The following is a 12,678-nucleotide window of genomic DNA, read 5'->3' on the forward strand; positions in this document are numbered from 1 at the left end:
TTATTTTTTTAATAACCAAATCAATTGATCTATTTCATTAAATATTCTTTGTTTCGTTTCTTTTTCCTCTTTCTTAATAGCTTTACCAAAAGCATCCACAATACTTTCTACATCAAAAGGATTAAATATAATTGAAGGGTCACAAACTTGATACATATAAGGCAAATCTGCTCCAATTACTTTACAGCCACATTCAATTGCTTCTACAATACCTAATCCAAAACTCTCTTCTAAAGAAGGAAAAACCAAATACTCAGCTTTATGGTAATTACTTATTAATTCTTCACGCCCAACAAAACCAATATTTCTAATCGGATAACCGTTTTTCTTTTTCTCACTAATAGTAATAGTAATATCTTGGTGTTCTTTACCTACAGTAAGAATTAATTCTCCTTCTTTATACTTATCAAAAAAATCACAAAAAGCATTTATTAACCTTGCATGATTTTTATGAGGTGCTCCACCACTTACATAAATAAATGTATTTTTAATTTGTGCCTCAGTGTTCTTTACTAAATCTTCATTAGGATAAAAAGCTTTAATCAAAACATTCTTTAAGTCTAAACCATATCTCTTGCTCAATGCCTCCTTCATACCATTATTTTGGACCAGCCAATAATCTGTATTCTGTTTACATAAATTTAAAAACGTTTGTTTAGCCTTAAATAAAGAACGTTGTTTTATACCAAATTCTTTAGGTATATTTAAATACATAGGTTGATGAAAATAAGTATAAACCTCACAATTTAAACCCCTTAATGGAGGTAAATTTCCAAAACATAATACTTTAGTAAAAGTATTCCTATTTTTAGAATAAAATTTATATCTCATGCCTGTTGAAGCCTTCATATAGTGCTTTTTTTCATTAGGAATATCGCTATAATCATTCTTACATCGTATATCGAAAAGATAATAAACAGATTCTTGTTGTTGCTCTAAGACATTCACTAAATAATTCAATAAAATCTTTCCTCCACCATTATTTATATATAAGGCATCTATTAATATCATAATAACAAGTCTTTTAAATTCTTTCTAAAATTTACATCTAACTCAATTAATTTGTCTTGAGAATTATTTTTAAGCAAGTCTATATGTAAAATAGCTTCCGCTAGGTTATAAGCATTTAATTCTTCTACAAAAGAAACTATATCTTTAACTTCTGAATTAACTATACAATCTATTTTTGTAGTAATTGTATGTAATGAATGTCCTAAATAAACTAATACTTTAGAAGGAAATGTATAATCTGACAAATTATTATCTAACCTTCTTGGACATAAACCAATGTCACAACTTAACAAATATTCACTATACTTCTCTCCTTTTAAAAGTCCATCATAAATTACATTCCTAAAGTTTTTTATATAAAGTTTAAACTTTTCTAAATCATAATCACTACCATAACCAACAATTTTTAAAATATAATTAGATGCTAAATATTGCATAGCATCCACTGCTACATAAACATCTGACATTTCATTACCAATCACACCAGCATAAACTATCTCAACAATATTTTTCTTTTGATTTGAGTTATTCTTTGAAATACATTTATAACTGCCATAACAAACAGTATACGGTTTAATAATATTCATTTTAACTGGTAAAATATCATTAACTAGTATATATTTATCAGCAAACTTTAAACTATCTAACTCCTTTTTTATACTCGTTTCATCTTTCCCCCATGCAGCAGCATATATTTCTTCTACTTCATAAATAACTTCTACCTTTTTTATTTTTTTTATTAAATTAAACAAAAAAGGTAAATACGTTGAATGATAAACAATAATCTTACCATTTCTAGGTACTTTAAGTAAACCTAATAATAAAATTTGGTAAACTAAAAACACTTTTGATAAAACTTTCAAAATACCTTTATTAGGTAATGTACCAACATATGTCACCTCCTTTTTATCTGAATATTTAATAGTTTTTTGAGTATGCCATGACACACTTTGCCCCAATGAAAAAATAGAAATATTAAACTCTAATTCTTCTAATTTTTCTATTATATACTGCATCTTACTATTGCAAGAAGGAAATTCTAATACACCATTAGGATTTCCATACTGAGTATTATATCCTATATAGTAAACTCTTTTATTTTGATCCATATTGATTATATGATTTTAAAATACCCCAAAACAAAAAAAACAATAAGAAACTCAAAAACATTCCTTCTATAACTGGTTCCATAAAAAAAAGTAAATAGAGATTTAAAAATACTATAATTAACAAATAATAAATTTCTTTATAATTTTTATTATAATTAACAAGAAAAGCTAAATCTCTTATATTCAAAAAAGTAACAAACAAAAAAGCTATAAAGGAAAAAAAACCAGCAACTCTTCCAATATCTAACCATATGTTATGAGCATATCCCGTTAAAGATAAAGACCAACCAAAAGGATATTCAAAAATATATTCAAATGAGTTCATCCATTTAACCATACGCCCTCCTGCACTAAAGACTCCTGTATTAGAAGAATCCATTCTATCTTGATAGAAATAAAAAAAATCATTTGTAATGTTTATAAACTTAGAGCCTATAACGGTTAAAATAAAAATAACAAATACTTTTCGATAAAATTTTTTTCTATTTACTCTATTATTATTTTTCATACTAAAGTATGAAAGTACAATAAAAGTAAAAACAAATGTAACTAACTGTGTTCTATTACCTAAACGTATAATACATATTAAACTTAAAACTGAAAATATAAATATTAGATACTTTAAAACTCTAGACAACTTTATAGAACTATTATCTATAAGTAATAAACTAGACATACCTATTGTAAATATCATAAAATTACCTAGAACAGTAGCTGAAAGTAGATAACTTCTACTCCAAATCAAATACATACTTCGTTCCCCATCAACAAAAGTAAATTTATTTATTTGCTCTAATACAGATATAATTGGGACAAGACTAAACAAACACAACATTATTACTAAATACTTAAACAATAAATTAATTTTATTATTTTGCATATAATATCGACACAATACTTTCCCTAATAAATAAAACAAGACCGGCAAAAAAACAAAGAAAATATTAAATGTCCACGATTCAGTATAATATGGTGAAACTCCTTCGAAAAAATAATATAAAAGTGAAAACGTAAAAATAGCAATAGAATTAAAATCAATCGATTTTATTACTACACTTGGTAATAATAAAAACAATAAAAATAACCCTAAAATAGCTAATCTATGTCCTGCTGCAAAAGGATTAAAAAACACCATTAACAAGAAACAAATTAAAATAAAATATCTATTAATTCTTAACGGCATAATTCGTTTTATTAAATTTTTTAACATTTATAAAAGCAGAGGCATTATTTTCTAAATCATCAAAATCCCAGTTCCACCATTTTATTTTTAATAGCATATCTACGTCATTTTCATCAAATCTTTTTCTAATAACTTTAGCTGGAATACCACCTACAATACTATAAGGTTCAACTGACTTTGTTACAATTGAACCTGCAGCAATAATAGAGCCATCTCCTATCTCAACACCTCCTATTATTTTAACTCCTTCACCAATCCAAACATCATTCCCTATTTTAACATAAAAACCATCATTACACCTAAGAACTTCATCAAAAAGCTGTTCCTTTACAAATGTCCTTTTACTTTGTTTTCTTAAAGAGAAGAAAACTGGATGTGTAGACACAAAATCAGTTGTAGGATGAGTATATGGTAAAACCTTGACATTTGATGCTATAGAACAATAAGCTCCTATTGAACAGTTATTTAGATCACTATCAAAGTCAATATAAGAAAAGTCTCCAATAACAGAATTACTAATATTTGTTCTTTTATGAATTACGTTATATTTACCAAATTTAGTTTTTTTAGATATAATTACACTACTTTTAATATAAACAGACCTATTTTTCAATACAAACTGAGCGTATAAAAATGTAATACAAATTCTTAATATCTTTCTAATTAAACTCATTTTATTTTATTTTCGATTATTTCTCTAAATTTATCTTTAGTTATACATAATACTTTCTTGAAAGAAATATCTCCAAAATAGTAATTCAATAAATTATATTGTGAGAAATCAGTTTTATTTTTTTGGTGTATTAATCTATCATATAAAAAAACAACATTACCATTTACATTAAATATAATATTATTTTCATGAGGCTTTAATTCTAAATCATAAGACTTCAATATCTTATAGTCCTTTTTTTTAGTAGATAGTAAAAATCTTGTATTTACTTCGTCTCTATTACCATATAAATCTATAGTAATATCTTCAAAATCTTTAAACAATTGTTTGAGACCAATATTCTCAAACCACACATCATATTTACTATATAGATTATCTTCTACGTTAGAAAAAGAAAATTCATTCTTTGAGCTAGAACTGATAGGAACTTGAAAATTTGTTGACTTTCTTGCAGCATGGGTTCCTATTTCAGTAAAATTAGTACATAAAGATTTATATGGATATACAAAAAATAAATTCTTTTCATATAAATATTTCATATGATATTTTAACCAAGAACTTTCTGGCCAAGAACTAATATGTTTAGGAAAATTTAAATCAACTAACGATTTTGATTTATTTAACTCATACCATTCATAGAAATCATTCCATATTTCTTCATACCAAATCTGTCCCCATGATTGGGCTTGTTGCATAAAAAAAGTATCTTTACCATTATCAATTGGATCAAACTTTAAACCTGCAAGATAATTATATTTATGACTATAAATTGAAATTCCTCCAACTATTGGATTATTTCTATAGTAATAATAAGATTGTTTAGCATAGCTATAAAAACTAGGGCTAACAAAAATATCATCTTCAAATACACAAATGGCCTGATATAGCTTAGTAAATTGACCACATTTAAGAATATGCCTCTTTAATCCTAAGTTTTCTTGATGATTAATAATTTTCTTTTCTCCAAATTTCCAGTCAAAATCTTCACTAACTTCTAATACTTTATTCTCGCCACTATAATCTATACTAATTATCAGATCAACTAAATCTTCACCATAATATGCCTTACTCAAAGATTCCAATAATCGTGACAAAGATTTTTCTCGATTATAGGTAACAACCACTATTGCAAAAATACCTTTCTTATTCATAAATATACTCTAAAGCTTCCAAAGAAAATGTTGGTAAAACCCCCATAGCAGGTGTGAATGTTAACTCACTAAAAACAACACCTCTTTTACTATAATACAAATCTACCCTAACAAATTTAAATTCCTCACTTAAACACTCTGCTACACTTAGCATTTCTTCTAAACAAACAGGTTTACTAATTTGAGGATCCTTTTTCGAAACACGCAAATAATTACCTATATAATTCCAATCTATATCATAAGTATATGAATCTGCTACACCATTTCCTAAATTTCTATCAATACAAACCAATATTGCTTTTACCTTACCATCATAACACATAAATTTATAATCTATAGGTGCTGGGTTATCATAAAAATCTTCAACAAATTCTTCACAGATAATTTTAGGTGAAATATAATTATAATGTTGTTCATACTTCATATCTGTATGTTTATTCCATTTTAAAAATTTTTCTCTTATAAGAGATTTATTCAAATTTTCTTTATTTAAACACACATAATTCATTCCGCATCCATTATTCATCTTCATAACAAATCTATTTGGCAAGACACCAAATTCAATTTTATCAAAATCCTCAACTACAAAATAAAGTTTCGGTAAAATTTCTTTTAAACCTTTTTTTTCTATAAAATCTCTTACAGTATACTTATCAGCATAACAAGCGTATTCATTTAATTCATTATTAAGTAATTTACTCAATAAATATTCGCTTAAATTACTAGGTTTGTGATAATTAGGCAAATTACCTCTCAAAACATAGTACAAATAATCAAACGTTCTTTTTTTACTAAAAAAACGTGTAAATCTAAGCCAGAAATAATAAATATCTCTCTTTACTATCATATCCTAGTTTTTATATAATTAAATATTACAATACGTTCTTCCTTACTAATCCCAAACAACAACAACATAATTAAGAATAATACTAAACAAATTATTATTTGAAATACTAAGATCAAATGCTCTCTTAAAAAGCAAAATCTAAAAAAAACAATAAGAATAATTCCAGTTAAAACCATTAACTGATATTTGTAATTACGTTCAAATAACGTTTTAAACGTTAAGTTGAAATATTTATTAGCAAATCTTATTTTAGAATAATTCACAAATAAAGTCATTATAACTGTTGTAACAATCGCATAATACATTGGAAAGTCTAAATAGAAAAACAATATAGTTAATGGTATAGAAAACAAACCTAATACATTTGTCTGTATTTGATAATTTCTTACATTCCCTCTTGCAAATATCATATTACTAATACCATTATTAGTCATACTTAAAATTAAATCTATTACCATTAATATTAATAAAATATTTGTATATGGAGGAACTTCTTTAAGCCATAGATTTAGAATTTCATCTCCAAAAACAATAAAAGGAAAACCTAAAAAAACAGCTATAAGAAACAAATACCTAGAACTCATTAATCCTAATTCTACTTGTTCCCCCTTAGCATTAGACCTACCAAAACTTTTAAATATTTTGGGTAAGAAAACTTTATTTAGCGATAATACTAAATTATTAACTTGATTATACACTTGATATGCTAAGGCAAAAGACGAATTATAAGCAGGTCCAAAAAAATAGTTTATAATAACCGCATTCCCTTGATTTTTAAACATATAAGAAAAAGCTCCTATTGACATCCATCCTGAATAAGAAAACATTTCTTTAATTTTTTTTTGATTAAAGTTTATTTTCAATCTTACTTCTTTATACTTCTTAAATGTATTTCTCATATTTAAAGTATAAGTCATACAATAAATAAACATAACCATTAAAGAATACATAACAACAGATAACTTTAAATATTCAATTAAAAAAGCTATTAGTAGTAAAAGTACCCCCTGTAATAATGTTATATTAGATTGGTATTTAAAGTCTTCTTTAGCTGTCATTAATGCCAAAAAAGGAACACTTAATATATTAAACATTAAAATTACTAAAGACGTATTAAATATTATATGTATCTGATTATTAGATAAACTAGTTGTATTATTCAAATAATTTTCTATCCAAAAATAACCAATTACTTTACCTATTACCAAGACAATAGCAATAATACATAAATGCAAAGTAAGACTAATACTAAAAACCTCTTGTGCTTCATCTGTATAATCCTCTCCTTTACCAATTGCTATTGCAATAAACCTATTACTCGCTGTTAACATTATAGTATTTATAATTCCAATAGCTGCCACAATACCAGTCACTACACTATATAGCCCAAAATTTTCTATTCCAAGACCTTTTAATAAAACTCTAGAAGTAAATATACTTATTAATATAGATAATATAAGTCGAGAATAGATTATATATGCATTAAAAGCTAATCCCTTGGATGCAATCCTTGTCATTTAATAACCTTTTACTTCCCTCTACCTATTGTATAAACTTCAAATCCTATTGCTTCTAACGCTTGACGGTCTAAGATATTACGTCCATCAAACACAAAAGCAGGCTTCTGCATATTGTCATAGATACGTTGCCAATCGTACGTCTTGAATTCATCCCACTCTGTCAATACTGCGATACCATGCGCTCCTTCTAGAGCAGTATAAGGATCTTGGTGAACTGTCAAATGTTTTTTATTCAACTCCGCCTCACGGGTCGCTAAGTAATCTAAATCAGACAACATCTGTTGTTCCGTTACTTTAGGATCGTATACGTGGATTTGTGCCTCTTCTTCGATTAGATCATTCGCTACATAGATAGCCGCTGATTCTCTTGTATCATTGGTATCTTTCTTAAATGCCCATCCTAAGAAAGCTATTTTTTTATCGTTAACGGTATTGAATAAAGTCGTTATAATATTTTCTGCAAAACGACGCTTCTGATAATCATTCATAATGATTACTTGCTCCCAATAGTCTGCTACTGCATCTAATCCATAAGACTTAGCGATATACACTAAGTTTAAGATATCTTTTTGAAAACATGAACCTCCGAATCCTACAGATGCTTTTAAGAACTTATTCCCAATACGGCTATCCGTTCCTATTGCTCTGGCTACTTCACTAACGTCTGCTCCTGATACTTCACATAATTCTGAAATAGCATTAACAGAAGATACACGTTGTGCTAAGAAGGCATTAGCTGTCAATTTAGAAAGCTCTGATGACCATACATTTGTACGCAGAATACGCTCCTGAGGTACCCATGCTCCATAGATAGAAGCTAAAGCCTCAATGGCTTCTTTTCCTTCTTTTGTTTCTGCACCACCAATCAATACACGATCTGGATTCATTAAATCCTGAACGGCTGTTCCTTCTGCTAAGAACTCAGGATTAGACAAGATTTGGAATTCTACTCCATTACCTGTTTGATCAAGGATTCGCTTAATTGCTTGTGCAGTTCGCACAGGTAATGTAGACTTCTCTACTACGATTTTATCTGTCTTGGCTACTCGTGCAATCTGACGAGCACATAGCTCAATATACTTTAAATCAGCTGCCATTCCCTTTCCTTTCCCATACGTCTTGGTTGGCGTATTTACAGAAATAAAGATCATGTCTGCTTCATCAATGGCTTTATCTACATTGGTATCAAAAAATAAATTGCGTCCTCTTGCTTCACCAACCACCACATCTAAACCTGGCTCATAAATAGGTAACTTACTCAAATCTTCATCATTCCACGCTTGGATACGTGCTTCATTTAAATCTACTACGGTAATCTGGATATGAGGATTTTTCTGTGCAATAACTGCCATAGTAGGGCCACCTACATAACCTGCTCCTACACAACAAATTTTTTGAATACTTTTCATTTTATGCTTTTATATATTTCAATATTATTACAATCTACTATCTATTATTTCTCTATTTAATGTTGCTTTCGCATCATAAATAACTGCTGGCGAAGATACCATATTCTCCACATTAAGCTTACGGAAATCCTCATGTGCTGTTGTTAAAACCACACCACTATACTTCGTATTGAGAAGCGTTGATTCACTAATCACCTCTATTCCATATTCTTCTCTTACCTCTGCAGGACTTACCCATGGATCATATACATCTACCTCGATACCATAAGAAACTAATTCCTCATAGATCTTCGCTACCTTCGTATTACGGGTATCAGGACAGTTCTCTTTAAACGCAAAGCCCAATAGCAATACTCTAGAACGACTCACGTCGATTCCCTTTTGTATCATCAGCTTCACTACTTTGCTCGCAATAAATACCGGAATCTCATCATTCACACGACGACCTGATAGAATCACGTCAGGGTAATACCCTACTTGAATCGCTTTATGTGCTAAGTAATACGGGTCTACTGATATACAGTGCCCTCCTACTAGTCCTGGTTTATATTTAAGGAAGTTAAACTTGGTACCTGCTGCTTCTAATACATCTTGGGTATCGATTCCTAATCTGTCGAAGATTAGCGCTAACTCATTCACAAAAGAAATATTGACATCGCGCTGTGCATTCTCTATTACTTTAGCAGCTTCAGCTACCTTTAGTGATGGTGCTTTATGGGTACCCGCTTTGATAATCGTGCGGTATAACTGATCTATCTCTTCTGCTACTGCTGGTGTACTACCCGAAGTAACTTTGATAATGGTCTCTAAGGTATTGACTTTATCCCCAGGGTTAATACGCTCTGGTGAATACCCTACATAAAAATCACGGTTGAATACTAATTTGGAAGTTTCTTCTAAAACAGGAATACACTCTTCTTCTGTACATCCTGGATATACTGTAGATTCATAGATCACAATATCTCCTTGCTTTAGTACAGTTCCCACTAATTTTGATGACGATTTCAGCGGAGTTAGATCCGGTGCATTGAATTGATTAATCGGCGTCGGTACCGTAATGATATACACATTAGCCTCTGCAATATCACTGATATTCGTACTCGGTTTATACCCTTTAATCCCTCCTGAATTTTGATAAGTAAAGATAGACACCTTGAGCTGGCTTTCGTCCACCTCTTTTGTAAGGTCGATACCTTGCTGTAATTCACTTACACGGCTTTCTTTAATATCGAATCCCACTACTGGGAAATGTTGTGCAAAAGCCAATGCTAGAGGCAATCCTACATAGCCTTGTCCTATTACAGCGATCTTAACTTCTTTTTCCATATTTTTTTCATTATTGTTACTGTCTAAAGATACTTTTTCGTCAGTAAGTGTCAATGTTTTTTAACAATAAGTTACAAATGTACACTTTTAAAATATTGGTACTAGCAAAAATGTGATTTTTTGTGTGGAAGGGTGTTTTTTGTTAGTTAAGACTCTCCCCCTTCTTTTTTTAAATAATTATAACACTTTAATAGGTAATATCACACTTAATATCTTAAGTCTCTACATGCTTTAATTTACCTACTACGCTCTCCTTCTCTCCTACAAAGACAAACTTCTATTTCCTTTTTTAAATTAATCATAAAAAAGCAGTCTTTTAAGGACAAACAAAACCTATAATAACCAGTAAGATATAAGAAAAACAATAACCTATATTTTTAATATTCTAATTTTTAAAAATATAAAACTATGCAATGCGAAGATGATTTAAGAGCCCTATCAAAGATCTTATCTTTTTTAAGGGCAGTTAGTATTATCATACTACTTATGCACATATACTGGTTTTGCTATCCCTTATTTATAAAACTAGATATAACTCATCCTGTTGCTAATAAAATTCTTTTAGGATTTAACACCAAAGCAAATTTATTTACCCATCCACTCTATACTAAAATATTTTCTATTTCACTTCTAGGACTGAGCCTTTGGGGAAACAAGGGAGTTAAACATCAAAAAATAACCTATAAGAAAATAATAATTTTATTTTTTATTGGAACAGGACTTTTCTTTTTAAACTTTTTCCTTTTAAAAATAAACTTACTTATTGCAAATATCCTATACATCACAACTTTATCAATCGGGTATATATTACTTCTTGTCTGTGGAGCGTATTTAAGTAGGCTTATAAATAACGAGCTTTTACAAGATGTTTTTAATATCGAAAATGAAAGCTTTTATCAAGAGACTCGCCTTTTAGAAAACCCGTATTCGGTTAATCTTCCTACTAAATTTTACTATCATAAAAAATGGCATAGTGGATGGATTAATGTAGTTAACCCTTTTAGAGCAACAATTGTTCTAGGGACTCCTGGATCGGGTAAGACCTATGCGGTTATAAATAATTTTATCAAGCAGCAAATAGAAAAAGGCTTTGCCATGTATATATATGATTTTAAACACGATGATCTTTCAACTATTGCTTATAACCATCTTCTTTTACATGCCAATAAATACAAAGTCACGCCTAAGTTTTATGTTATAAACTTTGATAACCCAAGAAAAAGCCACAGGTGTAACCCACTAAATCCTAGGTTTATAACAGACATATCCGATGCCTATGAATCTTCCTATACCATTATGCTTAATCTTAACCGATCTTGGATACAAAAACAAGGTGATTTTTTCGTAGAATCACCAATTATCCTTCTAGCGGCTATTATATGGTTTTTAAAGATTTACAAAAACGGTAAACACTGCACCTTTCCACATGCTATTGAGCTACTTAACAAACCCTACAAAGATGTTTTTACTATTTTAACCTCGTACGACTCTTTAGAGAACTATCTATCTCCTTTTATGGACGCCTGGGAAGGAGGAGCTCAAGATCAGCTTCAAGGACAGATCGCATCGGCAAAAATTCCGCTATCTCGTATGATTTCTCCCTCGCTGTACTGGGTTATGAGTGGAGATGATTTCTCCCTTGATATTAACAATCCCAGTGAGCCCAAGATTCTTTGTGTTGGTAATGATCCTAATCGTCAAAGCATATACTCAGCAGCACTTGGTCTTTACAACTCCCGCATTGTAAAGTTAATAAACAAAAAAGATCAACTAAAAAGTAGCGTTATAATAGATGAGCTTCCCACTATTTATTTCAGAGGTCTTGATAATTTAATAGCAACAGCTAGAAGCAATAAAGTAGCGGTGTGTTTAGGCTTTCAAGACTTTTCTCAACTAGTGAGAGACTATGGAGACAAAGAAAGTAAGGTTATTCAAAACACAGTAGGAAACATCTTCTCGGGTCAAGTAGTTGGAGATACAGCTAAGGTCTTATCTGAGCGTTTTGGAAAAATACTTCAAAAACGACAAAGCATATCTATTAATCGTCAAGATAGATCCACCTCTTTTTCCACTCAGCTTGATATGCTTATTCCTGCTTCTAAAATATCCTCTTTAAGTCAAGGGATGTTTGTTGGTGCTGTATCTGATGATTTTTCCCAGAAAATAAAGCAGAAGTTTTTCCACGCACAAATACAAATAGACTCTAATAGGATAAAAAGCCAAGAAATGAATTATAAGAAAATACCGACTCTTACCTCTTTTATAGATTACAAAGGTAATGATCACCTAGATAGAGCCATTACAGATAATTACAATCAAATAAAAAAAGACGTTGAGCTGTTGGTTAAAAAGGAAATTAAACGCATTGAAAACGATCCAGATTTAGTACACCTACTTAATAACAACAAATAAATTAAACAAAGATAGAGATAGGCGTTTTAAAGCAAAA

Annotated in this window: 10 protein-coding genes; 1 reads left to right on the forward strand and 9 read right to left on the reverse strand. The window is 29.6% G+C overall.

Translation table 11 applies throughout. The features are described from left to right. From MYRA21_RS16110 to MYRA21_RS16150, 9 genes are read right to left on the reverse strand one after another with little or no spacing between them, the layout of a single operon-like run. Positions 1 to 1,011, reverse strand: a complete 1,011-nt coding sequence (locus MYRA21_RS16110; protein WP_039329826.1) for a glycosyltransferase — start codon at positions 1,009 to 1,011, stop codon at positions 1 to 3. Beyond that, positions 1,008 to 2,120, reverse strand: a complete 1,113-nt coding sequence (locus MYRA21_RS16115; protein WP_039329827.1) for a hypothetical protein — start codon at positions 2,118 to 2,120, stop codon at positions 1,008 to 1,010. The genes MYRA21_RS16110 and MYRA21_RS16115 overlap by 4 nt, the downstream gene beginning before the upstream one ends. Next, positions 2,107 to 3,303 (reverse strand): O-antigen ligase, encoded by a 1,197-nt coding sequence (locus MYRA21_RS16120; protein ID WP_144246103.1) that lies wholly within the window; start codon positions 3,301 to 3,303, stop codon positions 2,107 to 2,109. Before MYRA21_RS16120 ends, MYRA21_RS16115 begins: the two co-directional genes overlap by 14 nt. Then, the gene (locus MYRA21_RS16125; protein ID WP_052237550.1) at positions 3,287 to 3,976 is read right to left on the reverse strand and encodes a CatB-related O-acetyltransferase; all 690 of its coding nucleotides are present in this window, start codon (positions 3,974 to 3,976) and stop codon (positions 3,287 to 3,289) included. Before MYRA21_RS16125 ends, MYRA21_RS16120 begins: the two co-directional genes overlap by 17 nt. Next, positions 3,973 to 5,127, reverse strand: coding sequence for a glycosyltransferase (locus MYRA21_RS16130; protein WP_039329831.1), 1,155 nt, complete (start codon positions 5,125 to 5,127; stop codon positions 3,973 to 3,975). Before MYRA21_RS16130 ends, MYRA21_RS16125 begins: the two co-directional genes overlap by 4 nt. Next, positions 5,120 to 5,974 carry an ATP-grasp fold amidoligase family protein gene (locus MYRA21_RS16135; protein WP_052237551.1) on the reverse strand — a complete coding sequence of 285 codons (855 nt, stop codon included), beginning with the start codon at positions 5,972 to 5,974 and terminating at the stop codon, positions 5,120 to 5,122. Before MYRA21_RS16135 ends, MYRA21_RS16130 begins: the two co-directional genes overlap by 8 nt. Beyond that, positions 5,971 to 7,491, reverse strand: coding sequence for an oligosaccharide flippase family protein (locus MYRA21_RS16140; RefSeq protein WP_039329833.1), 1,521 nt, complete (start codon positions 7,489 to 7,491; stop codon positions 5,971 to 5,973). The genes MYRA21_RS16135 and MYRA21_RS16140 overlap by 4 nt, the downstream gene beginning before the upstream one ends. 11 nt (positions 7,492 to 7,502) lie before the next feature. Next, positions 7,503 to 8,903: a UDP-glucose 6-dehydrogenase gene (locus MYRA21_RS16145; protein WP_039329835.1), complete on the reverse strand. Its 1,401-nt coding sequence runs from the start codon at positions 8,901 to 8,903 to the stop codon at positions 7,503 to 7,505. 27 nt (positions 8,904 to 8,930) lie between these two features. Next, positions 8,931 to 10,229: a nucleotide sugar dehydrogenase gene (locus tag MYRA21_RS16150; RefSeq protein ID WP_039330476.1), complete on the reverse strand. Its 1,299-nt coding sequence runs from the start codon at positions 10,227 to 10,229 to the stop codon at positions 8,931 to 8,933. Between the two features lie 408 nt (positions 10,230 to 10,637). Between MYRA21_RS16150 and mobC the strand changes: the two genes are divergently transcribed. Further along, positions 10,638 to 12,641, forward strand: a complete 2,004-nt coding sequence (gene mobC / locus MYRA21_RS16155; RefSeq protein WP_039329838.1) for a conjugal transfer protein MobC — start codon at positions 10,638 to 10,640, stop codon at positions 12,639 to 12,641. The last annotated feature ends 37 nt before the right edge of the window (positions 12,642 to 12,678 follow it).

The sequence above is a fragment of the Myroides sp. A21 genome (assembly GCF_000807225.1).
GTDB classification, from domain to species: Bacteria; Bacteroidota; Bacteroidia; order Flavobacteriales; family Flavobacteriaceae; genus Flavobacterium; species Flavobacterium odoratimimum.